We start from the raw sequence: 25794 nt of genomic DNA, 5'->3' as shown, positions 1-25794 counted from the left end.
CTGTCAACGTGGTCAAGTACGATTGCAAATAAGAGGTGACTCATGGCGCAATTTATCGATAGACGACTAAATGGGAAGAATAAGAGTGCTGTTAATAGACAGCGTTTTATTCGTCGTCACAAAGAAAAAATCAAGGAATCGGTCGCCGATGCGGTGAATCGCCGCTCTATCACCAATACCGAAACTGGTGAAGATGTTGCCATTCCTCATAAAGACATCAATGAACCTGTTTTTCACCAAGGGCAAGGCGGTGTGAAAGAGAGAGTTCATCCGGGTAATGACCAATTTATTAAAGGGGATAAGATAGAACGCCCTAAAAGTGGCGGACAAGGTGGCGGTTCAGGTGAAGGGGATGCGAGCCAAGATGGTGAAGGCGAAGACGATTTTGTATTCCAAATCTCCAAAGATGAGTATCTCGATATTCTATTTGAAGATCTCGCGTTACCTAACCTAGATAAAACTCAAATCAACAAGATTACCGAATGGAAAACCCATCGCGCCGGTTATCAAACCGCCGGTGTACCTGCCAATATCGCTATCGTTAAATCGTTGCAACAATCTCTCGCTCGACGCACAGCAATGACGGCAGGCAAGCGTCGTATGCTTAACGAGCTTGAAGACGAGCTACAACGCATCAAAAACCAAGAGCCTGCGCAACTATTGGAGGAAAACCGTCTAAAAGACGAGATACAAGCACTTCGTAAGAAAATTGATAGCGTCCCGTTTATCGACACATTCGATTTACGCTTTAAAAACTACGAGCGCCGCCCTATCCCATCTAGCCAAGCAGTCATGTTCTGTTTGATGGATGTCTCCGGCTCTATGGATCAAGCGACCAAAGACATCGCCAAACGTTTTTATGTGCTGTTATATCTATTCCTAACTCGCACATACGAAAATGTGGACGTGGTTTTCATTCGCCACCATACCCAAGCAAAAGAAGTGGATGAGCATGAGTTCTTCTATTCCCAAGAAACTGGCGGCACGATTGTTTCCAGTGCGCTTCGGTTAATGCACGAGATCGTTGCTGACCGTTACCCTGTGGGTCAATGGAACATCTATGCAGCCCAAGCCTCAGATGGCGATAACTGGGCTGACGATTCCCCTCGCTGCCGCGATTTACTAATGAAAAAGCTGTTGCCACAATGCCAGTACTATTCATACATCGAAATCACGCGACGCTCTCACCAAACCCTTTGGCATGAATATGAAAAGCTAGAGTCTGAATTTGCCAATTTCGCCATGAAGAACATTCGCAGCGTCGATGACATTTTCCCAGTGTTTAGGGAATTGTTTAAGAAAGAAAATGCGTAGGGAGGCCACTATGACAACCAAAACAAAAAAGCCAACCGATACAGAAAATAAAGCGCTACCAGATGGACCAGACTGGACATTCAGCTTGCTTGAGCGCTACCACGTAGAAATCAAGCGCGTCGCTGAGCACTATCGACTGGATACCTACCCTAATCAGATTGAAGTGATCACGTCAGAGCAAATGATGGATGCTTACTCTAGTATTGGTATGCCCATCAACTATAACCACTGGTCATTTGGCAAAAAGTTCATTCAAACCGAGCAAGGCTACAAACATGGGCAAATGGGGCTTGCTTATGAGATTGTGATTAACTCTGACCCTTGTATCGCCTACCTGATGGAAGAGAATACCGTCACCATGCAAGCCTTAGTGATGGCTCATGCCTGTTATGGGCACAACTCCTTCTTTAAAGGTAACTATCTATTCCAAACATGGACAGACGCGAGCTCGATTATCGACTATCTGTTATTCGCTAAAAAATACATCGCAGAATGTGAGGAAAAATACGGCGTGCAAGAGGTTGAAGACCTGCTCGACTCGTGTCACGCACTGATGAACTATGGCGTCGATCGCTACAAACGCCCTGAAAAAATTTCGATTGCTGAAGAGAAGTCTCGCCAAGAAGAGCGTGAGGCGTATTTGCAATCTCAAGTCAACGATTTGTGGCGTACAGTGCCTAAATCAGCCACCAAAGAAGAGAGCATCAAGGAGCGTTTCCCTTCTGAACCACAAGAAAACATTCTCTACTTTATTGAAAAGCACGCGCCGCTATTAGAACCTTGGCAACGAGAAATAGTGCGCATTGTGCGTAAAGTGAGTCAATACTTCTATCCACAAAAGCAAACTCAAGTGATGAACGAAGGTTGGGCGACCTTCTGGCACTACACCATTCTCAACCACATGTATGATGAAGGTGTGGTCACCGAAAGACTCATCTTAGAGTTTTTACATAGCCACACAGGAGTAGTGGCACAACCATCTTATAACAGCCCCTATTTTAGCGGTATTAACCCTTACGCATTAGGCTTTGCGATGTTCCGCGACATTCGCCGTATCTGTGAAGAACCCACCGATGAGGACAAAGAGTGGTTCCCTGATTTAGCAGGTTCGGATTGGCTTGAAGCTGTTCACTTTGCCATGCGCAACTTCAAAGATGAGAGCTTTATTAGCCAATATCTATCTCCGAAGGTAATGCGTGACTTTAAGTTATTCTCAATCGTTGATGACGATAGAAAGAACTACATTGAAGTGAGTGAAATTCACAATGAGACGGGTTACCGTGCGATTCGTGAAAAACTCGCCGCGCAGTACAATTTGAGTAACTTAGAACCCAACATTCAGGTATATAACGTAGATGTACGCGGTGACCGTTCGCTCACCTTACAATATGTTCCTCATGACCGTATCCCACTCCACGAGAGCTCTAAAGAAGTGCTCAAACACCTCTACCGACTATGGGGCTTTGATGTCATTCTTGAAGAAGTAAAAGAGACTGGACGCCGGGAAATTATTGGTACTTGCCCACAACGAAACAATTACGACTCGTCGATTTAACCTCCTATCTCCCTTGCCTAAAGTTAAAGCCAGCCGATTATTTTTAGGCTGGTTTTCTTTATTAATCAAAGAGAAAAACAGCTCATCTACAGCCATATAAAATCAGACTAATATGCCGAATCATTATTATTGACTGACATCTCACTTAATACAGAATGTCGTTCACTTTATTTTCACATCTAATAGTATCAAGTTCGATAAAGTCAGCCACTTGTGAGCATTATGAAATCTATTAAAACCACTTTCGCCCTCTCGATGGCCGCGATGATGCTACTACTCAGCACCATTTTGGTCACCTATTCCACCATTGCGCTCTATGAAGAAAAACGCAGCTCAACAACTGTGGAAGCAAAGCAATCTCTCGCTGCACTCGACACCTTAGTGAGGTTTTGGGAAAGCAATAAGGTCGTTGAATTAGAATATATTCACGCCATGATCAGCGATCAAAATCTAACGGAATCTGAAGTTCGCAACATACTGCAAAAATCGTTGTCAGATAAAAGCTTACGCAATACCTACGTTGCTTATAACGATGGTCGATTTGTCCTCGATGATCTAGAGCAGCAGCAAATCGCGACATCGCAAGGTTACGATCCAAGGCAACGAGTTTGGTTTCAACAAGCAATTGAAGCGAATGCGCCAATACTAACCCAACCCTACGTGACCAACGACAACTCTCAAATTGTCGTGGCAACCATGGCAATGCCGCTGGTTATTGCGGGTCAAACTGTTGGAGTAATCGGTATTGATACCACTATAGAAAAGCTTCAACAATTACTGCGCAGTATCCCTGCTCCACCAGACGCACAAACCATGCTGATTGACCAAAGTAACCAAATTCTCGCTCACACATCGGATGGTTATGCATTACAAAGCACCGATTCAATTTCACCCGTTATTCGTCAACTGGCAGAAAATCGCTCTCAAACCGTCACAGATCGGGTAGAAGTCAACGGCGTTGACTCTCACATTGTCACCCTACCGTTACCGCATAACTGGACGCTGACCATGGTATTGGATCGTCAAGCTATGGTGACCCCGTTACGTGAACGAGTTCGCTCTTTGATCATATTCTCTATCGCTCTGATCATTTTTAGCACCATGACCATCATTTTTGTGGCAGGAAAACTCGCAAAGCCTCTGCTTAAAGTAAATCAGCTACTCGGTTATGCCGCTGATGGCGCTGGCGATCTCACGATTCGACTAGAATCAAAATCAAAAGATGAAGTCGGACAAATCAGTCAAAGCTTCAACCGTTTTAACCAAAAGCTCCAGTCAATGGTTAGAGAAATCAATGGTTCGATGAACCAAGTTACGGCGACGTCTAACTCAGTGAAAGATATTGCTAAACGTGCAGCCAATAACGTAGAAATGCAGCAAGTCGAAATTGAGAAAGTCTCTACTGCGGTACATCAAATGAACGCGGCCGCACAAGAGATTGCCCAGAACATTTCGCGCACAGCAGAAACCGCGATAGAAGCAGAGCAAAGTATCCGCTCTGGTAACCAAGAGGTCACAGCGACGTCGCAGCAAATCCAGTCCATGGCCGAGCAAATGCTAGCCACAACGGAAGCTGTTTCATCAGTCAGTCAACGCGCAGAAGAGATCAGCAATGTAGTTGATGTCATCAACACCATAGCAGAGCAAACCAACTTGCTTGCACTAAATGCGGCCATAGAAGCGGCCCGTGCTGGCGATAATGGTCGAGGTTTCGCTGTCGTGGCAGAGGAAGTACGTAACCTAGCACAAAAGACCCAAGACTCTACGGAAGAGATCCACAGCACCATTACTCGCTTACAAGAAGAAGCGCGCAGTCTTGTTGGAGTTATGCAGCAAAATAGCGAGATGACAGGTGAAACAGTCGCTCAAGCGACGCTCGCAGTGGAAAGGCTAAATACTGTTGTTACTGCAATTGAAAACATCTCCGAGATGTCAGCGCAGATTGCGTCGGCGTCAGAAGAGCAGCACATCGTATCGGCTGATATTGGCCGTAATATTGAAGCGATTCATGAGCTATCAAGAGAAGTAACTGACCAAGCACATCATACTGACGAAGCGAGTATCGAACTAACCGCCGCCGTCGATACCGCAACCAAGCAACTCAACCAATTCAAAATCTAACAGGCACAAAAAAAGGGTCTCACGAGAGACCCTTTTCTTTCGTGTTAGCGCATTATTTGCTAGCAATAATTGCTCTTACTGCTTCAAGATCTTCTGGTGTGTCGACACCTGCTGCTGGCGCTTCTTTCGCTACCGCAACATGAATCTTTTCTCCGTACCAAAGCACACGTAATTGCTCTAAGCACTCAATCTTTTCTAACGCACTTGGCTGCCAATTAATGTAAGTATTAATGAAACCTGCGCGGTAAGCATAAATACCAATGTGGCGAAGTAATGGCTGAACCACTTTGTTGTCACCAAAGTTATCACGATCCCATGGGATTGATGCACGGCTAAAGTACATCGCATAACCATCTTTGTCAGTGACCACTTTAACCGCGTTAGGGTTAAACACTTCCGCTTCTTCCTCAATTTCGACGCCCAGTGTCGCCATTGGTGCTTGGCTATTTGCCAAATTATCCGCAACTTGAGAAATAATAGAAGGTGGAATAAGTGGCTCGTCACCTTGAACATTCACGATAATGTGATCATCAGGAATGGCCATGAGTTTAACCACTTCAGCCAAGCGCTCAGTACCGGACTCATGATCTGGAGATGTCATGCAGACATCCGCACCGAAAGCTTGCGCTGATTGTTCTACACGCTCGTCATCGGTCGCGATAATCACGCGCTGAGCACCTGCTTGTAATGCTTGCTCATACACCCATTGGATCATCGGCTTACCACCGATATCAGCCAACGGTTTACCCGGCAGTCGAGTTGACTGGTAACGGGCAGGAATCACAACAGTAAAAGACATTATCGTCCCTCTTCCATACTCATTTGACGCGCTTCTGGCTCAAGCAATACTGGAATACCCTCTTTGATTGGGTAAGCCAGACGATCGACTTTACAAATCAGCTCTTGTTTATCTTTATCGTAAGTCAGTTTGCCTTTACACACAGGGCAAGCAACGATTTCAAGCAGACGGTGATCCATAATGTTCCTTTATTTGTTTAATTCTGTCTAAGATGCGCTGTTCATCTAGTGGAGCAAAAGTCGCCGATACTGGCAAATACCACCAGTTTTCTTTCGCCTGATGCCCACATTTAACCGCATCCTTTTCAGTCATAATAAGATGTTGACCTTTTTCAGCCAAGGCATCCAATTGCGATAGTTCAAAATCTTGATGGTCAGCGAACCCTTGCGTATGGGCCATCGTCGCACCAAGCTGTTGTAATGTATTAAAAAATCTCGGTGGATGACCAATACCCGCCATCGCGACTAAATCGGGCAATTGATCAACACTAGCTTTCTCACCTGTTTTAAGGTTAATCGCTAAGCTTGGCGTCAAACTCATCGCAATTTCACCTTGCTCGGCATGACCGCCGTTGGTGATGATAAAATCCACTTCCGTTAAACGGCTTACGCTTTCTCTCAGCGGCCCTAGCGGCAATAGTTGTTGATTACCAAATCGGCGCTTGCCGTCAACCACTGCAAATTCAATATCGCGCACGAGCGCATAGTGCTGCAAGCCATCATCGGTAATGATGATGTCTACTCCTAAAGGGAGCAACGCTTGCACCGCTTGCGAGCGAATTGGGTCAACCGCCACTGGCGCACCCGTGCGTTCAAAAATCAGCTTTGGCTCATCACCACTATATTGAGTGGAGGTATCACTGTTCACCAGCAATGGGTATTGCGGCGCTTTTGCGCCATAACCACGAGAGACCACTCCCGGCTTATAGCCTTGCGCTTGCAACATTTCAACCAACCACACAACGACTGGCGTTTTGCCATTACCACCAGCAGTAATATTGCCCACAACCACCACAGGGACAGGGGCACGATAAGCGCTTTTCTTTCCTGACTGGTATTGGCTGCGGCGAGAGCGGCTAATCACACCAAATAGCTTGCTTAGTGGCCAAAACAGTGGCCACAGCAAATAGTGAAACAGTGATGGCTTAAACCAAAGATTCTCAATCAAACTTAAGCACCAAATTGAATGCGATGTAATTGCGCATAAGCACCTTCTGGCTTAGCAATCAGCTCAACGTGGTTACCACGCTCGATCACTTCACCTTCATCAATCACCAGAATTTGATCCGCATTTTCAATCGTTGATAGGCGGTGAGCAATCACCAATACTGTCTTATCTTTTTGAAGCTCATCTAATGCCGCTTGAATCGCTTTTTCTGATTCGGTATCGAGTGCCGATGTTGCCTCATCTAAGATAAGTACTGGCGCATCACGCAGCAATGCACGCGCAATCGCAATACGTTGACGTTGACCACCAGATAGGCTAGCACCATTTTCACCAATCATGGTATCTAAGCCATCAGGAGTACTATTAATAAAGTCCATCGCATGAGCTAAACGAGCAGCGTGTTCGATTTGCTCGCGAGAATACTCATCAGCCGCAGCATAAGCGATGTTGTTCGCGATAGTATCGTTAAACAAATGTACGTTTTGCGATACTAACGCAAAGTGACTGCGCAGATTAGTCAGCGCGTAGTCCCGAATATCACGACCATCTAAGCTGATTGAACCTGAATCCACATCATAAAAACGTGTAAATAAGTTCGCGATGGTACTCTTACCTGAACCAGAACGCCCCACTAACGCTACCGTTTTACCTTGTGGTATATCAAACGAGACATTGGAAAGCGCAGGTTTCTCTTTGCCTTCATAACTGAATATAACTTCTTTCACTGATACGTCACCGCGAACAGTGTCGGCTTGGAACTTACCATTGTCTTGTTCGGTTTCTAAGTCCATCAAAGCAAATAACGTTTGGCTTGCCGCCATACCGCGCTGGAACTCTGACGTAACGTTAGTTAACGCTTTCAGCGGGCGCATCAAACCAAACATGGCTGAGAATACAACCGTAAACGTACCTGGAGTCAACGTCTCACGAATAGAATCAACACTGGCTAAAAATAGGACTGTGACTAGAGCAATCGATGCGATGATTTGAATCACTGGATTGGCAATCGCCTGTGCCGCGACAAGCTTCATCGATTGTTGACGCATTTGGTTACTCACAACATCAAACCGTTGACGTTCTACTTCTTGGCCACCATAACTCAATACCACTTTATGACCTTTTAACATCTGCTCAGCTGAAGAAGTTACATGGCCCATAGTGTCTTGCATATTTTTAGAAATCTTACGGAAACGCTTTGAAACCACACCAATTGCCCACGCGACAAGTGGCGCTACTACGATAAGTACCAAGGAGAGTTCCCAACTGTTCCAAAACATTAGAACAAGAAGACCGACGATGCTCGCACCTTCACGCACAATGCTCACCAATGCACGACTGGTTGCACCGGCTACCTGCTCTGAATCGTAAGTAATACGGGAAAGAAGGCCACCAGTCGACTCTTTATCAAAGTAAGAGACTGGCATGTGCATGAACTGGCTGAAGATTCGGCGGCGCATCAACATCACCACGTTGCCAGACACCCAGCTCAAACAGTAAGAAGAGACAAAGCCACTCAACCCACGGAGTACCATCATGCCAAAAATAATGGCAGGTAAAATACGAAGGAAATTAGATTCCGCATTACCGAAACCTTCATCAAGGAGCGGTTTAAGTAGCGATACCATGTAAGTATCGGCGATTGCGTTAATAACCAGTGCAACAACAGCTACGGCCAAACCTAGCTTGTATTGGCGAATGTAAGCCCACAAGCGTTTAAAGGTTTGCATCGTAGTTTCATCTTGATTCAGAGACATAGAATTGCTTTATTCTTTTACATTAATCTTCCTATTCTACTCGCTTACGCAGCATCTGCCTATACCATGCCCTCCCTTTCAAAGCCCTCAAGGTTGCCACTTGGCGATTTTTTCCTCGATATAAGATAGAGATTTGCCCATCTTCACCGGTGTCATACCAGATTGCGCCTGAATCAACATATCGTTGAACGACACGTTCATCAGGTAGCGCCCATCGACCTTGAAACGAACTGGAAGCAATCGCAATTTGGGGATTAACGGCATCTATAAAAGCTTTCGATGAAGACGTCCGACTGCCATGATGCGGCACAAGTAACACATCCACGTTCAAACGATCAGGCTTACGCACTAACATCCACTCGGCGATAGATTCAATATCCCCCGACAGCAGCACCGAGTGACCATGTAATTTGTCGTCAATTCGAATCACACAAGATTGAGGATTATAAGCACGGCTCACTACTTTGGGCGGCCATAACGCGGTTAACTCTAGTTGCCCCCATTGCCACCGTTTACCCTGAAGACACTCATCAAAGTTCCGTTGTTCAATCTTTTGACTTGATATCAGCTTTTGTATCGACCAATCTCGCGTCAAACTATTTAAACCACCTGCATGATCATTATCGAAATGACTGATTATCAGCGGATTGAGACTGCGTGTACCTCGTTTGGTCAGTAGCGGAGAAACCACACTATCGACATAGCTTCCTGCAGGCCAACTCGCTCCAGTGTCATACAGCATAAACTCTCCACCTTGTTGCACTAATACCGACAACCCATGCCCAACATCAAGCACATCCAGTCGCCATTGAGTTTGCATCAAGCCTTTTTCAGCCAAGCCACGAGTAGTTTCGTTGGGTAAGTTCGAGCCATCTCCTTGCATAACAGCATACTTCAAGCATAACAACCACAATACCAGCGACCTTTTTCCTACTTTGTATGAAACGGTAATCAAAGCACAAACGCCAATAGCAAGAAGGAGGTGTTCACTCGATATATTCACCCAGTTCATCTGGGCGTATTGTAGAGCGTAATCGACAGGTCTTAGGCTGAGCTCGACCCAATACCACGTATCTATGCTGGCTTCTCCAACAAGCAAAGTTATGAATAGAGCAATAAATATTAAAGGGACGACAACAAAACTAAACCAAGGTACAAAAACGAGGTTATAAACAAATCCCCCAAGTGATAAGCCATGGAAAAAATACGCACTTACCGGCAACATTGCTGCCACTAAACCAAACTGAATCCACACCGCTCGCATCCACAATGAATGCGCCTGTGTTTTTTTCGCAAGTAACCAAAAAATCACACCTACCGCATAAATTGAAAACCAAAAGCTAACCGAATAGATAGCAAACGGATCAACCACTAATACTAAGGCGATCATCAAAAGCCATTTGTAACTTGAACGAGTATGAATGCGCAGCAATGAGAAACTCATCACCAAGCTAAGCATGATTAAAGCGCGCACAGTGGTGATACCAAACCCAGCCAACCACGCGTACCCCAACGCGCAACTGAAACCAATCAAATAGCCACAATTTGGCCATTTCAATCCGACTCGCAGTAACATTAAACCTGCCGACCAACCAATAAAAAACGCAATACCAATGTGTAAACCAGAAATGGCAATAAGATGGCTTAATCCACTATGAGTTAATTGCTGCCACAAGGCATTGGAAAGTAAACTTCGATCGGCAAACGTCAATGCCATCATCAAAGGTTGACTATCTAAGTCATCCGTTAAGTTCAGCACGAGATCATGAAGATGTTGGTGGTATGAATAACGGCTCACCACCGCCATTGAACGAGAAGCCAGTACATACGAGTTTGCGACAACCCGCTGACTTATTGAATATTTCTCTAAATCAAACCCAACCTCATTCATCACACCAATAATGGGTTTCAACCTGACATGAGCGATGATTTCATCGCCCAACTTGAGCGGAGTAGGACTCACTAATTTCACTTTCGACTGAGAGAAATAGCTTAATCTTTGGCCATTAATGGATTTAACCTCGACAATGCCTTGAAAGCCGCGATTTATTGGTTTAAAAAGACTGTCAACTTCAGCATTTATGGTAAGATTCTGGCCTGCTCGATAAAGGGTATCTATTTGGTGGCGAATTAGGTTTCCATGCACAATGACAATAAACAACGCGGCAATGACACCCCAACCCCACTGAAGTCTTCTAAACTGAACACTAACGAATAACCATAATAGGCAAAATAAAAGCCAATTCCCGTTAGGCATCAGTGGCCAGTAAGCTGAAGTAATGATAACAAGCGCAAACGAAAAGAGCGTCCAATAGTTAAATAAGAGAGCCATATTTCCCTATGCCAAGAAAATTCATCAAACGCTTTATGCCTAACCATGAGACGATCAAGCGTCAAAAGGCATTAAAGATTTTTGGCAACGTACTTTATAACCCGAACTTATGGTGCCTTAATCGACGTTCTGCAGCCGGCGCTTTTGCGGTCGGCCTCTTTATGTCTTTTGTTCCACTTCCAAGCCAAATGATAATGGCTGCGGGGCTCGCCATTATATGCGGTGTAAACTTACCGTTATCTGTTGCATTGGTTTGGATAAGTAACCCCATTACCATGCCAGTATTGTTCTACTTTGCTTACAAAGTCGGCGCATGGGTAATGCACGTCCCTCCTCAAGCTTTTCATTTCGAGCTGTCTTGGGATTTCATCCTTAGCCAAATGGCAACCATTGGGCCTCCATTCTTACTCGGCTGTTTAATCTGCGGCGTAAGCTTTGCGATGTTCGGCTATTTTGGTATCAAAGGATTGTGGCGTTATTCAGTTGTGCGTAGTTGGCAAAAACGTCGTCTAAGATAAAACGTTATGTCGATGAGTTGGCGTAAAAAGCCCCATACTTAAAGCGACAAAACACCGATTAGCAACTTGACTGTTGAACAAGTATGAAAAAAGGACCTTTCGGTCCTTTTTTCTTTTTCGCTATCCTGACTGAGCACTTGTTTTCCCAATCAAGCCAATACCTGTGTTGATTGTTCTTACTATTTGGCACTCAGCACTGAAGCAGGGTTAAGCTTGCTTGCTCTAGAGGCTGGATACCAAGTCGCAAGTAGACTCAGTACAATTGCAGTACCAGAGACTAACAGCACATCCGTTGCAAAAACTTGCGATGGCAAGAAATCCACAAAGTAAATATCACCCGAAAGAAACTGATGGCCCACGGCGCTTTCAAGCATTTTGATCAAACTCGTCAGATTCAACGCCACAATCACGCCTAAACCACTACCAATTACGCTGCCCAACACGCCAGAAAAGACGCCCTGCCATACAAAAATACGCTTAACAAGACCGTCAGTCGCTCCCATTGTGCGCAATATGGCGATTTCGCCAGCGCGGTCTTTTACTGCCATCATCAAAGTGGACACAATGTTGAAACTTGCCACGCCAATCACTAATACCATCACCAAATAAATAATGGTTCTTACCAGCTGAATATCGCGATGAAGAAATCCATACTTCTGCTGCCAATAATTGATATACAGAGGGAGAGAAAAGGTATTGCCGACTTCACGTACGACTTGAGTTGCATTGAACACATCATCGACTCGAAGCGCGATACCCGTTACACCATCACCAATCCTTGCATACGTTTGTGCATCAGCAAGAGGCAACAACGCGAGGTTATGATCGATTTGACCATTCAAAGTCAGTAAACCAGCGACTTTAACTCTTACCCGTCTCGGCGCTTGCACCTTACTGGTGTTACCGGCGGTAGGAATCATCAAGCTTATGTAATCCCCCGCCTTCACCCCTAGAGTGTTAGCAACACCACTCCCCAAAATAGTTTGCTGCTCACCAGCATGAAAGTTCTGCCAAACGCTTGGGTCAATAAACTTGCTCAGGTTTGAAACTCGTGCCTCTAAACTTGGCTCGACCCCACGTACTTCTATCGCTTTCAGCTGTTGACCTTTCTCTGCTAACGCAGTGAACTTTACATAAGGCGCGGATGCTTCAACTGAGTGATGCTTCTCTGCGTGCTCAACCAACTCTGGCCAATCTTGCAAAGGCCCATGAATACCTCGTAGCTCACCATGAGAAATAACGGATAAAACGCGATCTTTAAGCTCTCGCTCAAAACCATTCATTGCCGATAAACCAATAATAATCACAGCAACACCGACCGCGATACCAATGGTAGATGAGAGCGAGATGAAGGAAACCATTTTATTGCGCTGCTTTGCGCGGCTAAAACGGCCACCAATATAAAGAGCTAACGAGGAAAACACTTACTCGCCCTCCACATTAACCAATAGACCATCTTGCATATGAAGCTGACGATCCATCTTAGCCGCCAGCTCGCCATCATGAGTCACGACTAAGAATGCGGTACCAGACTCGCGATTTAACTCACGCATTAAGTCGTAAATCGCCAATGCCGTCTTATGATCAAGGTTACCGGTTGGCTCATCGGCCAATACCAAATCCGGGCTGTTGACTAAGGCTCTTGCAATGGCAACACGCTGACGTTCACCACCAGACAGTTCTGACGGACGATGATCAATACGGTGAGCAAGCCCTACCTTCTCAAGTAATGCCTGCGCTTTCTGTTTAGCTTTCACTACTTTCATGCCACCGATCAGCAGCGGCATCGCGACGTTTTCTAATGCACTGAAATCAGCCAAAAGGTGGTGAAACTGATAAACGAAACCAAGGTGCTTATTACGCAAGTTCGCCTGCTTGTTGGAGCTAAGCTTTGAAAGCTCTTGGCCTAAGAAGGTAACATTACCCTCGGTGGCATCGTCTAACGCCCCCAAAATATGTAATAGCGTACTTTTACCCGAACCTGATGTCCCGATAATCGAGACTAACTCTCCAGCCTTAAGATCAAAACTCACCCCTTTTAAGACCTGAGTGTCTAATGCACCATCGTGGTAGGTTTTACACACGTTTTGACACTGTAATAAATCACTCATATCTCAAAGCCTCAGCTGGTTTTACGGAAGATGCTCGGTAAGAAGGGAATAACGTTGCGAGTAGGCTAAGCATCACCGCCAATGTCACTACAACGAAAATTTGTACAGGATTAATCGCAACTGGTAGCGAGCCGCCTACGGCAAACAAAGCAATGCCAGCACTCTCTAGCAGCGAATTTAAGTTACTCGCTAGCAATACGCCTAAAGCGCCACCAAATAAAGAGCCAATTACACCACTGCTCGCACCTTGTACCATGAAGATGGTCAATATTTGACGATCAGTCATACCTTGGGTTTTAAGAATCGCCACCTCAGCTTGTTTTTCCATTACCACCATGATGAGTGCAGAAATGATATTGAACGCAGCAACACCCACAATCAGACCTAGCATCAGTCCCATCATGTTCTTTTCCATTCGTACTGCTTGGAAAAGCTCTCCGCGCTGTTCACGCCAATCGCTCCACTGCCAGCCTTGAGGCAGCGTATTTTGGCTAAGCTCAGCCACGACAAACGGGTCATCAAAAAACAGACGCCAACCGCTGATGGTATCGCGTTTTAATCGCCCTAATCGCGCAGCATCATCAATGTGGGTAATCATTAACTGGCTATCGACATCAGAACCAGTGTTATAAATGCCCGCAACCGTAAACAGACGCTGGCTCGGCATTCGCCCTAATGGGGTAAATTGACTAGCACTGGTTACCATCAAGCGCACTTTATCACCGGGTCCAACATCTAATGAACGCGCAAGCGTGCTGCCAAGCAATACTCGATATTTACCTGCTTGCAAATTATCTAGATAACCTGCAATAAGGTGTTGTTGAATGGGATCGTCTTCACTTGGGTCAATACCAATCAATAAACCGGCGGCCAATTGTTGGGAACTTTGAATCACAGCCTCACTGCGCACAATCGGCTCTGGCGCTTTAGAGGAAAGCTGCTGAAGAAACTCTGGGGCTTGCGCCTCTGCTGGCGTACCACCCTGCTGCGAAACAACAGCCTGCGGCAATACACCCAAAATTCGCCCTTTTAGTTGAGCTTCAAAGCCATTCATTACAGATAACACCGTAATTAATGACATAACGCCGATAGTAATACCCGCTGTCGACATATAAGAGACAAAACGGCTGAACCTATCACCAGAGCGGCCACGTAAATAGCGCAACCCGATAAAGGTACTGACAGGATGAAACATAAACAAAACCAGAAACTTGTAATAGCGACTACTGTACCTATTAATCGAGAGCGCTTATAGCCCTAAATTGCTAATAAGTGGTCAAAAATAGGTGATGAAAGACAACCTTTAAACCTTACGACGTTTAAACGAGCGATTATTGAGCTCAATCCGGAAGCTAGGTAGCAAATCACCGTAACAAAAGGCGTATCGCTTGATTAGTTGTAAAGTATGACGATAATCAGAGTGTTAATAAAAGGAAAAGTTGCATGTCAGACCAAGAATACTTCACTGTACACCACCAGTTGACCGTCAATGTCGAACCTTTGGCTGACGATTTTTGTATCCCATCGTTAGATGACTTCCAAGACGAGATACCTGCACCCTTTATCGTTGCCAGTGAGTTTAGTTCTTTAGACCAACTCAATGACGCGGCTCGTGCTGAGCTAAAAAGCAATGACTTCAAACATGTGATTCAGTTGCTTGATACCCAAAACTCTAAGCTCAACCTTTTATTGACCTTCATGTTGTCGCAGCAAGACAACCCTGATTTCCGCCACCAAACCACTTCGTTTGGTGCTAGCCAGTTTAGCTATAAAAGTGCGCAAGGTTTAGAACAAGGCCAAAAAGTGCGAGTTAAACTATTCTTAGACCACCCTGCTGCTGCGATCTATTGCTATGGTGTTGTATTCGACACTCAGGTGGATAACGACGAGACCATCATCTCAATCAAATACGAACTACTGCGCGACCAAGACCAAGATTTATTGATCAAAGCTGCGCTGTATCAACAACAAAAATTATTACGACAACGCTCGCTCAATCGCGAAAAATAAAATCATCATGTCTAAACCATCTTTACTGTCACTGGTTAATCCGCAAGGTGCTGGTGACAAAAAACAGGTCGGAAACCTTACTGGTGCATCGCTTGCGCTCGCTATTGCCGAACTCGCTGAACAACACTCTGGCCATACGCTATTGGCAACGCCTGACCCTCAATCAGCTTTAAAATTACAACAAGAGATCGAACAGTTTACTCAACATGAGGTCGCGCTGTTTCCAGACTGGGAAACTCTACCTTACGATAACTTTTCACCTCATCAAGAGATTATCTCTGAACGTATCGCACGCTTATATCAGCTGCCTACGCAAGCGAATGGCATTACCATTGTACCGATAAGTACGCTTTTACAACGCCAATCACCGCGTGATTTCCTTCTTCAGCATACCCTGATGGTGAAAGCGGGCGATCTCTACTCGCTTGAAAAGCTGAGAATTCAACTAGAGAAATCCGGCTACCGCCATGTCGATCAAGTGTTTGGTCCGGGTGAATATGCAAGCCGTGGGTCAATTATTGATTTGTTCCCAATGGGTTCCCATGCCCCATTCCGCATCGATTTTTTTGATGATGAAATCGATACAATCCGAACCTTCGACCCAGAAAACCAGCGCTCTATTGAAGATGTAAAAGAGATACGTCTACTGCCCGCGCATGAGTTCCCAACCTCAGAAGCGGCTATCGAAGATTTTCGTATTCGTTGGCGCCAGCGCTTTGAAGCACGCCGCGAGCCTGAATCTGTCTACATGCAAGTGACCAAAGGCACTTGGCCTGCGGGAATCGAATATTGGCAGCCCCTGTTTTTTGAACAAACGGAAACGCTATTCGACTACCTTCCAGAGCAGAGTCAATTGATCACTTTTGGCGATATTGAATCGGCGATTGATACCTTCCTAGCTGACGTCGATTACCGTTATGACCAACGTAAAGTCGATCCGCTTCGACCGCTGCTACCACCGCATGAATTGTGGCTTAAAAAAGATGAACTGTTTTCACACCTGAAAACCTTCCCACAAGCTCAACTCAACATTGAACCGCTAACGGAAAAGTCCGGACGGGTAAATGCAAATATTCATGCTCTGCCAGAGCTTGCGGTCCAACATCAAAATAAAGAGCCAATGGCGGCTCTGCGTCAGTTTAGTGAAAGTTACACTGGCAAGATTATCTTCTCTGTTGAATCAGAAGGTCGTCGCGAAGCGTTACTAGAGCTGTTACAACGCATCAAATTACGCCCTATCGAATGTGAAGATTTTTGTGCAGCGTTAGAGCATAAAGAGAAATTCACTTTAGTGCTCGGGGCGGCTGAGCATGGCTTCCTCTACGGACAAAGTAGCGATGAGGTCGAGATTGCACTCATCTGTGAAAGCGATTTGCTCGGCGATCGCGTTATTCAACGCCGTCGCAAGGATCGTAAGACCACCAATAGCGATGCAGTCATCCGCAACTTAGCGGAGCTTAAACCGGGGCAACCCGTAGTCCATATCGACCACGGTATCGGTCGCTACATTGGCTTACAAACGCTCGAAGCTGGCGGCATGACGACAGAATACGTCACGCTTGAATATCAAAACGACGCCAAACTCTACGTACCTGTTGCTTCACTGAATTTGATTAGCCGTTATTCGGGTGGCGCAGAAGAGAGCGCACCACTACATAAGCTTGGTGGTGAAGCTTGGGCGAAAGCTCGTCGCCGCGCGGCAGAAAAAGTTCGAGACGTGGCAGCAGAACTGCTCGATGTTTACGCCAAACGCGAGCTAAAACCCGGCCATAAGTTCGCCCTAGACCGCGGCCAATATGCCACTTTCAAAGCAGGTTTCCCATTTGAAGAAACCGACGACCAAGCGATGGCGATTAATGCTGTGCTGTCAGACATGTGCCAAGCGAAAGCAATGGATCGCCTAGTCTGTGGTGACGTTGGCTTTGGTAAAACAGAAGTAGCGATGCGCGCAGCCTTTGTCGCGACCGATAACGGCAAGCAAACCGCAGTGCTGGTGCCGACTACCCTACTCGCGCAGCAACACTTCGAAAACTTCCGCGACCGTTTCGCTAACTTACCGATTCGAGTTGAAGTGCTTTCTCGCTTTAAGAGCGCAAAAGAACAAAAGCAAGTACTACAAGATATTGAAGACGGCAAAGTCGATATTATCGTTGGTACTCATAAGCTACTTTCTAGCGACATTAAATTTAAAGATCTTGGTCTACTGATTGTCGATGAAGAACACCGTTTTGGTGTCCGTCAAAAAGAAAAGATGAAAGCGATGCGTGCGGATGTCGATATCCTTACGCTTACTGCGACCCCTATTCCGCGTACATTAAACATGGCGATGAGTGGTATGCGTGATCTGTCGATTATTGCGACACCACCAGCGAGACGCTTAGCCATTAAAACCTTTGTTCGTCAGCGAGACGATGCGGTAGTGCGTGAAGCAGTACTGCGTGAAATTATGCGTGGTGGTCAGGTCTACTTCTTGCACAATCAAGTAGAAACCATAGAGAAAGTTGCCGCTGACTTAGAAAAACTTATTCCAGAAGCTCGCGTTACCGTTGCGCATGGCCAAATGCGCGAACGTGAACTAGAGCGCGTGATGAATGATTTCTATCACCAGCGTTTTAACTTACTCGTTTGTACCACCATTATTGAAACGGGTATCGATGTCCCGACAGCAAATACCATCATTATGGATAGAGCAGACCACCTTGGCTTAGCGCAACTACACCAATTGCGTGGCCGTGTAGGTCGTTCGCACCACCAAGCCTATGCGTATCTGTTAACGCCTCATCCAAAGGCAATGACAAAAGATGCCATCAAACGTTTAGATGCCATCGCATCTCTGGAAGATTTAGGCGCAGGGTTTACCCTTGCGACCCACGACTTAGAAATTCGAGGGGCGGGTGAACTGCTCGGTGATGAGCAAAGCGGACAAATTCAATCGGTGGGCTTTACGCTCTATATGGAAATGCTCGAACAAGCCGTTGAAGCTCTTAAAGAAGGTAAAGAGCCATCACTAGATGATCTACTCAGAGAGCAAACTGAAGTCGAAATGCGCTTGCCAGCACTGCTACCTGATGATTATATTCCTGACATCAACACTAGGCTGTCAATGTACAAGCAAATTGCAAGTGTTGATGACCTTGAAGAACTGAATCAACTGAAAATTGAACTGATTGACCGCTTTGGTCTTCTACCTGATGCAACCAAAAACTTACTGTCTGTTGCTGAGTTAAAACTCGATGCAGCGCAGTTAAAGGTGAAAAAGATAGAAGCTCATGACAAAGGTGGATATATTGAGTTCTACCCAGATGCTGAAATTAACCCAATGTTCCTAGTGAAACTGCTACAATCTCAGCCTCAAAAATTTGCAATGGATGGACCAACTAAGTTCAAGTTTGCGATACCATTAGTAGATAGACGTAAACGAATTCAGTTTGTTAGTGACATGTTGGACGAATTCCAACAGAATTTATTACCAAAGCAAAAGTAAACATTACGGGTGTAAGTCACCCCGATACGGAGTTGTAATGAAAAATCTGATCCCACTGCTACTCTTCTTTGTTGCGATGCCAAGTTGGGCTGCGCGACAATTTGATATAGAAGTGATCATTTTTAAACGTGCAGTGGATGCCGAGCAGACAACTGAGTCTTGGCCAAACACGTTACCAAGCATTGATATGACCAACGTGGGAAGCTTTAGTGATGCAAACTATCGCTCTCGTAAAGGGGCATGGATGCTTCCGCATTCTAGTTACCGACTAACCAATCAAGCTCAGAAACTGCGTAACCACGCAGGCTTTCAAGTGTTAATGCATAAAGCATGGCGTCAAGGTGACCGAGGTCGTCTATCTGCGCCAGTTTTCCGCATTACTGGTGGCAAAGACTACTCAGCACAATTTAACCGTGATGGTTCTCAAAAAGGCTCTGTGAACGAGTCTGTAATTGATGGTGTGACAGAGCAATCAATCCCTGGCCCACTGTTTGAACTGGATGGCAAGTTCCAAGTCTATGTTGAGCACTACTTATATGCTGATGTAGAACTTGATATTAAAGCGCCGAGTGTGCGAGACGTGACGTTGGAAGACCGTGAAATCACCATTAGCGATATCGACAATGCTAACAATACTGTGCAATCCGGTTTCATGACTGAAGTAACCCCAACAGTGCATAAGGAAGAGTTTCTGAAAAGCTACCGCATGGATCAAAAGCGTCGTATGCGTAGTAGTGAAACTCACTTCCTTGACCACCCTCTTATGGGCATGATCATTCAAGTGCGCCGCGTACAATAATCACGACGTCAAACCCACAATCTAAAAAGCCTGATAACCCTATCAGGCTTTTTTTGTACTAATACTTTCCGCCATTAAAACGTCTACAAAAAAGCCCCAGTTGCTGTATAGCAACTGGGGCATTAAATCTTAATCAACGTTAGCTAATTACACTAGCTCGTTTTGTAGCCATGGCCAGCCTTGCTTCTTACGGCTTAGCGTATTTTCCATCATCAGCATGCCATCTTTCTCATGCTTAACTAGCTTCTCTGCCCACTCACCTTTGTACAGTAGACGAGTTTGCGCTGTAGTGATATCAGTTAGCATTACAGCAGCAAATGCTAGGCCTTCTTCGTTACAACGACGTTCAAGGTCAGCGTCAAGCTCTTCAATCATGCCGTCAACTTGCTCTAATGTTGCAAGCTCAACTTGACCAACAACAACGTCACGACCGTTGAATGGGTAACCTTTTAGGTCTTTCTCTACAAGTTCAGCTGCTGATAGACCTTCGATGTTTGTTTTCGCGATTAGAAGATCTTTGATGAACGTATCTACGTCCGTTACGCCTGCGATTTCAGCAAGCTCAGCCACTGCATCTTTGTCTTTTTGCGTACAAGTTGGAGACGCGAAGCCTACTGTGTCAGACAGAATTGCAGACATCATCAGCTTAGCGATTTGAGGAGTGATTTCATGACCTTCAATCTTAAACATGCCGAATAGTACTGTGTTTGTACAACCAACAGGCCAGATCCAAGCTTCCATTGGGTTCACTGTCATCACGTCACCTAGACGGTGGTGGTCAACGATACCTAGGATTTCAGCTTCAGCCACGTCATCTGGTGCTTGAGCTAGATCTGAGTAGTCTACTAGCCAAATTTTCTCACCAGCTACAGAAGTGCGTAGTTCCGGCGTTTCTGCGCCAGCAACTTCTAGGATGTGCTGAGTTTCGCGGTTGATTTCGCCTTGACGGATTGGCATTGCTTCAACGCCACGAGCTTTTAGTAGCTCAGTTGCTACTAATGCACTACAAATACTATCACTGTCTGGGTTTTTGTGACCTACAACTAGAATCATCTTTCTTCCTACTTAAAGCTTATTTCGCCTCTTAAAAGGCATTTACTCACAAAGGCCGTTACTTTACCTGATTTAAAAAATTTGTCATTGGTTAGAAATAAGAAAACTGTAACCACTCTATATTTGATGCAATCATTTTCTTATTTTCAGACGAAGATTTATCGACAATATTCATCCCATAAAAACAAAAAGCCCTCAAACGGGTATTTGAGAGCTTTTGTTATATAGCTATCTTGTTTTATTGCTTAGGCATTAATACCGCTTCAAAGGCTTGAGCATTTCGCAAGAAAGGCAATATCACCGCATCAACCGATGCTTTGGTCGCTTTCTCATTAGCGACAATGCCTGAGCGAACTAAATCTGGGCTATCAACCAGCATGTAGCTCTTTTCAAGTGCATCTAACATGCCCAAGTCAGAACGAATATAACGATCCATTTGGTCTTGACGTTGAATACGTTTATTCACCAGAGCTTCACCATCTACGCCCTGTTTAGACACTTGCTCTAATACTTGATGAGTTAAAGCAAGCAGCTCATCAACCCGTTCAGGTGCACATGAAAATTGAATTCGACCTTCCGCTTGAACAGAGTCTGCATCTTGCCAGAACCAGCTAGATACACTGTAAATACCTGACGCTTGCTCACGTAATTTTAAACGCAGTTGCTCTTGTACTAGCTCACCACCCATTTCTAAATAATAAGCGTTGTCTGGTCTCCACTGGCTATCCATGGTGAGGTAAAGCTCAACTTCTGCTCTCGGCTCTAATGATGTTTTAGCGGCAAATCGCTGCTGCGGCGAATGCGCTTTTATCATTGTTGGCTCACGCTCTTGCTGACGAACTGGCACTGATGCGAGGTATTTTTCTGCTAACGTTTCTAACTCGCGCGGTGCAATATCACCTACGATGAAGTAAGTAAAATCTGTTTTATCCGCCACATAGTGCTGGTACACATCTGAAAGCTCTTCTGCACTAATCGTCTCTACTACATCACTGTTTTCACTATAGACCGTTTCAATACCTGGATAGCGCAGTTCTGATACGTCACGAACAAACTCATCTTCAGCATCTAACCCCACTTGTCTTTCTTCAACTCGGTATTGGTTCAGTGCTTTTTCTGATACAAGGTTCTGCCCTAGTTTTAGGTGGAACAGAGTGAACATTTTGCTCAAACTGTCTGTCTTCGCCCAACCAGAGAAACCTTGTTGGTAATTGCCCATCAACGTCGACATCACTACGGGGTTACCTCTAAAGATGGTTTGCAGATCTTGCAGTGGCAATTCACCCACACCGGTTTCATCGACAAGGTATGTTGCCATACGCAATTTATGGTAATCCTCTGCGGGGATAGAACGTAAGCCACCCTTGGTCAGCGCTTTAAAATGAACCTGACCAGGATTGCTATCACTGTAGCGATAAATCAACTTACTACCATTGCTTAAGCGATACTCAGTAAGACGATATTTCGCCCATTGCTTCTCTTTCTTAACCGTGCCTGATGTTAAATCCAAAATAGGTAATTGAGCGCTATTCTCATCAATAGACCACTTAGGTTGCGACTTAGCCATTGAGTTGTTCCACCACGACTCAACGTGATTAACAGGTAATGCATGCTGCTCTTCATTGGTTGGATAGGTAGTCAGGAGCAAGCGAGATTGGGGCTCAAATATAGCTTTAAACTGCTGATTCACTTCTTCGCTCGTAATCAAGCTAAGCAGTTGTTGATTCAAACGATATTGATCTTCAGGGTTAATCAACCATTGTCCACTTGCCGCAGACATCATCAAATCACCCGCTAAATCAATACTGTATTGCTTGTCATCTTTGCTTGATTCAACCAATCGTTGCAGACGTTTTATCTCTCCTTTCACTTCAGCATCACTAAAGCCATGCTGTTGTGCTTGAGCGATAAAATCGAATAGCTGCTGAGTAGCGTCTTGATAATCCGGCTGTGAAAGTTGCAGTGAAAACACAGATTGGCTAGTTTCACGACCTAAGTTAGACGAATAGAAGTTGGCCGAGCTGATCGAATGCTCGTCGTTTTGCTCCCAACGTTGAAGACGAACATTCAACAAACGCGTCGCAATTTGGCTAACTAAATCTTGACGATATCTGGCAACGGTATTTTCCGGCTCAAAGTCAGAGAAAAAACTGAGCTCGACTGACGGCGTTGAAATACCCGGCTCGCTCACGCTGGCCGTTCGCCAATGTTTTTTTAATGGAATACTGTAATCGACACTTTCTAGCTCTCTTTCAGGCTTAGCTTGGGCCGAAAGTCTTTGTTGTACTTTGTTTAGAATGAGCTGCTCATCAATATCACCAACCACCACGATGGACATATTATCGGGGCGATACCAACGGTGATAAAAATCGGCCACTCGATACTTAGAAACGGTTTTTATGGTCTTTGGGTCACCAATCGGGTCGCGTTCAACATAGCGAGAGCCTGCCATCTCGATCGCACTTTTCTTATCACCTAGACGCAACATAGGCCCAAGTCGAGCGCGCCACTCTTCAAGCACAATTCCTCGCTCGGCATCCAAATCACCTTTCAGCATAGTCACGTTACCCGCCCAATCGGTTACGATATCTAGTGCAAGATCAATGGTCTTCTCATCATTACTCGGCAAATTTAAGGTATAGACCGTGTTCTCAAAGTCAGTGAATGCGTTGATGTCTGCGCCAAACTTCATTCCCGCTTTTTCGAGCTCAGAGATCACTTGGTTGCCCGGATAGTTTTTAGTACCGTTAAATGCCATATGCTCAACAATATGGGCAACACCGCGCTGATCATCATCTTCGTTCATCGAACCAGCGTTAACCACGAAGCGGATATATACTCGATCTTCTGGAGTTTTGTTATCTGCAATGTAGTACTTGAAGCCATTATCTAACTCTCCAGTCATCACTTGAGGATCGAAAGTCAGATCTGTCGGAAGGTTTTGTTGTTGTATGCTCTTACAACCCGCTAAGCCAATCACAAGACTTAGCAATGCAATTTTATAGTTCTTCATGCGTTTAATATTGCTTGTATTTTTGAATTTAATACCAACTCAGATTGAGCGGTCGCTTGTTCTTTGTGAGTAATTTCTACGACACGAGTCGCGTGTAATTGCTCGGCGATCACTTGTTTCATCTGAGCGTAACTCTCTGGGTCCAATGCGGACAAAGACTCATCTAAAAACAGCCACTTAGGTTTATTGACTAAACATTTAGCCAACATGATCTTTTGTAGCTCACCACCAGATAATCTTTGTTGCCAATTGCTGATACTGTCGAGCTCTTCAACTAGCTCTGGCAGTTCAGCAAGATGAAGCGCCTCCACCAGTTCTTGGTGTGCACCATCAAACTCTTGTTTTGGATAAATAAGTACTTGTTTCAAGCTCGCATTCGGCAAATAAGGCTTTTGTGGTACAAACATGCAATCGTCTTGTGCTGGCATTGAAACCTGCCCTGTGTGATAAGGCCACACACCTGCAAACGCTCTAAATAAAGTGGTTTTGCCGCTGCCTGATTTACCTTTAATAACGGTCGAGGTAGTAATTTCACCATTTTGATGCTTCAAGAGATCTTTGTAGCTCGGAGTGTATAAAGTGAAATTCGACCACATCGGATTATCCGACACACCGATATCGCTTTGCTCAGGCAATGTCTCTAACTGAGTCTCAAAGGTTATCAAACGGTCCGTTACTGCTTTCCAGTCAGCGACTGATTCATAAGAGTCCACAAACCAACTGAACGCTTCTTGCACACGATAAAAACCCGTAGCGGTTTGCATCATGTCACCTAGCTGTAATGCCCCACTCATCAAGCGTGGCGACGCCACTAAATAAGGGAAAATACGGGCTATTTCGTTATAACCACTGTTGAACGCACCATACTTCAGTTTCATTCCGGTTAGGTGCTGCCAGTTATGCCAAATCTTGTTAAACAACTGTTGAGTACGCAGGTTTTCTGCCTCTTCGCCACGTTGCAAAGCGATAGACTCAGCGTGCTCGCGCACTCGCATTAGGTGGAAACGAAAGTCTGCTTCGCTCTTTTCTTGTTCAAAGTTAAGTGGGATAAGTCGTTTAGCAATTTTGTGCGTTAGCCATGTTCCGATGACTGAGTAAACAATCGCAACCCAAACCATATAACCCGGAATAACCCACTGACTGCCGGCAAACTCAAACTCTAAACTGCCAGATAAGTTCCATAAAATAATGGTGAATGAGAACAAGCTCGTTATCGTTCTCAGCAGCCCCAACCCCATTGACAATGTTTGGTCGCAGAAGTCGCGAATATCCTGCGAGATACGCTGATCGGGGTTATCACTGTTTGGGTAAGCGAGCTGATGACGATAAAGGCGCTGCCCACCCATCCAGTGGCTTAGGTAAGTATGAGTTAGCCAACGACGCCAACGAATACGCAATGTTCGCCTCAAATACTCTTCGGCTAAATCAACAATGGTATAGCCGCCCATGATGACAACGAACGTTGCCAACATTGACCAGAAATTGTGCCACTCTTCGTTTTGCATCAGGTTAAAGAAATCTCGGTTCCAATTACTGTAAAGTACCGCGACTTCGACAATCAGATAATTGAGCGCAACCACGCTGAGCAATAGTGCCCACGCGACACTTTTTTCATTGCTAGCCCAGTAAGGTTTGGTTAACGCCCACACCTGATGCATGAAACGTTTGTCTCGCAAGGCGAGTAAATTTGGGTTTGACATAAATACCTACAAACGAAAAAGCAATCAGTCGCTTAGCGCCACTGATTGCTGAGAAATACCCGTA

General features: G+C 45.2%; 18 protein-coding genes, 1 pseudogene and 1 riboswitch. Of the genes and pseudogenes, 7 read left to right on the top strand and 12 right to left on the bottom strand.

From position 1 onward, the window contains the following. The first annotated feature begins 42 nt into the window (after positions 1-42). From OH461_RS02850 to OH461_RS02840, 3 genes are all read left to right on the top strand, one after another. Entirely contained in the window at positions 43-1314 is a 1272-nt protein-coding gene (locus OH461_RS02850; RefSeq protein WP_270019120.1) for a YeaH/YhbH family protein, read from the top strand. 10 nt (positions 1315-1324) lie between these two features. Next, on the top strand, positions 1325-2869 hold the full coding sequence (locus OH461_RS02845) for a SpoVR family protein (RefSeq protein WP_270019119.1): 1545 nt from the start codon (positions 1325-1327) through the stop codon (positions 2867-2869). A gap of 222 nt (positions 2870-3091) precedes the next feature. Further along, entirely contained in the window at positions 3092-4990 is a 1899-nt protein-coding gene (locus OH461_RS02840; protein WP_270019118.1) for a methyl-accepting chemotaxis protein, read from the top strand. A gap of 52 nt (positions 4991-5042) precedes the next feature. On the opposite strand, the gene kdsB is transcribed toward OH461_RS02840, so the two are convergent. From kdsB to OH461_RS02815, 5 genes are read right to left on the bottom strand one after another with little or no spacing between them, the layout of a single operon-like run. Further along, positions 5043-5789: a 3-deoxy-manno-octulosonate cytidylyltransferase gene (kdsB, locus tag OH461_RS02835; RefSeq protein ID WP_270019117.1), complete on the bottom strand. Its 747-nt coding sequence runs from the start codon at positions 5787-5789 to the stop codon at positions 5043-5045. Further along, positions 5789-5968, bottom strand: a complete 180-nt coding sequence (locus OH461_RS02830; RefSeq protein ID WP_270019116.1) for a Trm112 family protein — start codon at positions 5966-5968, stop codon at positions 5789-5791. The genes kdsB and OH461_RS02830 overlap by 1 nt, the downstream gene beginning before the upstream one ends. Continuing rightward, entirely contained in the window at positions 5949-6956 is a 1008-nt protein-coding gene (gene lpxK, locus OH461_RS02825) for a tetraacyldisaccharide 4'-kinase (protein WP_270019115.1), read from the bottom strand. The genes OH461_RS02830 and lpxK overlap by 20 nt, the downstream gene beginning before the upstream one ends. Before the next feature lie 2 nt (positions 6957-6958). Beyond that, positions 6959-8710 carry a lipid A ABC transporter ATP-binding protein/permease MsbA gene (gene msbA, locus OH461_RS02820; RefSeq protein ID WP_270019114.1) on the bottom strand — a complete coding sequence of 584 codons (1752 nt, stop codon included), beginning with the start codon at positions 8708-8710 and terminating at the stop codon, positions 6959-6961. 31 nt (positions 8711-8741) lie between these two features. Then, the gene (locus tag OH461_RS02815; protein ID WP_270019848.1) at positions 8742-10967 is read right to left on the bottom strand and encodes a DNA internalization-related competence protein ComEC/Rec2; all 2226 of its coding nucleotides are present in this window, start codon (positions 10965-10967) and stop codon (positions 8742-8744) included. Between the two features lie 83 nt (positions 10968-11050). On the opposite strand from OH461_RS02815, the gene OH461_RS02810 reads away from it, so the two are divergent. Continuing rightward, on the top strand, positions 11051-11560 hold the full coding sequence (locus OH461_RS02810; protein WP_270019113.1) for a DUF2062 domain-containing protein: 510 nt from the start codon (positions 11051-11053) through the stop codon (positions 11558-11560). A gap of 179 nt (positions 11561-11739) precedes the next feature. On the opposite strand, the gene lolE is transcribed toward OH461_RS02810, so the two are convergent. The 3 genes from lolE to lolC are packed head-to-tail and all read right to left on the bottom strand — an operon-like array spanning position 11740 to position 14866. Continuing rightward, positions 11740-12984: a lipoprotein-releasing ABC transporter permease subunit LolE gene (lolE, locus tag OH461_RS02805; RefSeq protein ID WP_270019112.1), complete on the bottom strand. Its 1245-nt coding sequence runs from the start codon at positions 12982-12984 to the stop codon at positions 11740-11742. Further along, positions 12985-13671, bottom strand: coding sequence for a lipoprotein-releasing ABC transporter ATP-binding protein LolD (gene lolD, locus OH461_RS02800; RefSeq protein ID WP_270019111.1), 687 nt, complete (start codon positions 13669-13671; stop codon positions 12985-12987). Continuing rightward, positions 13664-14866, bottom strand: a complete 1203-nt coding sequence (gene lolC / locus OH461_RS02795) for a lipoprotein-releasing ABC transporter permease subunit LolC (RefSeq protein ID WP_270019110.1) — start codon at positions 14864-14866, stop codon at positions 13664-13666. The genes lolD and lolC overlap by 8 nt, the downstream gene beginning before the upstream one ends. A gap of 248 nt (positions 14867-15114) precedes the next feature. On the opposite strand from lolC, the gene OH461_RS02790 reads away from it, so the two are divergent. The 3 genes from OH461_RS02790 to OH461_RS02780 are packed head-to-tail and all read left to right on the top strand — an operon-like array spanning position 15115 to position 19964. Continuing rightward, on the top strand, positions 15115-15681 hold the full coding sequence (locus OH461_RS02790) for a PilZ domain-containing protein (RefSeq protein ID WP_270019109.1): 567 nt from the start codon (positions 15115-15117) through the stop codon (positions 15679-15681). Between the two features lie 7 nt (positions 15682-15688). After that, positions 15689-19165: a transcription-repair coupling factor gene (mfd, locus tag OH461_RS02785; protein WP_270019108.1), complete on the top strand. Its 3477-nt coding sequence runs from the start codon at positions 15689-15691 to the stop codon at positions 19163-19165. 37 nt (positions 19166-19202) lie between these two features. Continuing rightward, on the top strand, positions 19203-19964 hold the full coding sequence (locus tag OH461_RS02780) for a peptidoglycan binding protein CsiV (protein WP_270019107.1): 762 nt from the start codon (positions 19203-19205) through the stop codon (positions 19962-19964). A gap of 147 nt (positions 19965-20111) precedes the next feature. On the opposite strand, the gene OH461_RS02775 is transcribed toward OH461_RS02780, so the two are convergent. The 4 genes and pseudogenes from OH461_RS02775 to OH461_RS02765 form a co-directional block, all read right to left on the bottom strand. Continuing rightward, on the bottom strand, positions 20112-20606 hold the full coding sequence (locus OH461_RS02775) for a DHHA2 domain-containing protein (RefSeq protein WP_270019106.1): 495 nt from the start codon (positions 20604-20606) through the stop codon (positions 20112-20114). Continuing rightward, positions 20590-20648: riboswitch (Fluoride riboswitch) on the bottom strand. It overlaps the preceding gene by 17 nt. 3 nt (positions 20649-20651) lie before the next feature. Beyond that, a pseudogene (locus OH461_RS20110) lies at positions 20652-21017 on the bottom strand (DHH family phosphoesterase); the annotation flags it as partial. A 238-nt stretch (positions 21018-21255) separates the two neighbouring features. Continuing rightward, positions 21256-24030 (bottom strand): M16 family metallopeptidase, encoded by a 2775-nt coding sequence (locus tag OH461_RS02770; RefSeq protein WP_270019105.1) that lies wholly within the window; start codon positions 24028-24030, stop codon positions 21256-21258. Then, the gene (locus OH461_RS02765; protein WP_270019104.1) at positions 24027-25730 is read right to left on the bottom strand and encodes an ABC transporter ATP-binding protein/permease; all 1704 of its coding nucleotides are present in this window, start codon (positions 25728-25730) and stop codon (positions 24027-24029) included. Before OH461_RS02765 ends, OH461_RS02770 begins: the two co-directional genes overlap by 4 nt. Positions 25731-25794: the final 64 nt, after the last annotated feature.

It is taken from the genome of Vibrio sp. LaRot3 (assembly GCF_027587025.1).
Lineage (GTDB): Bacteria > Pseudomonadota > Gammaproteobacteria > Enterobacterales > Vibrionaceae > Vibrio.
Note: the sequence above shows the minus strand (reverse complement) of the source record. Positions and strands in the feature narration are given on the sequence as shown.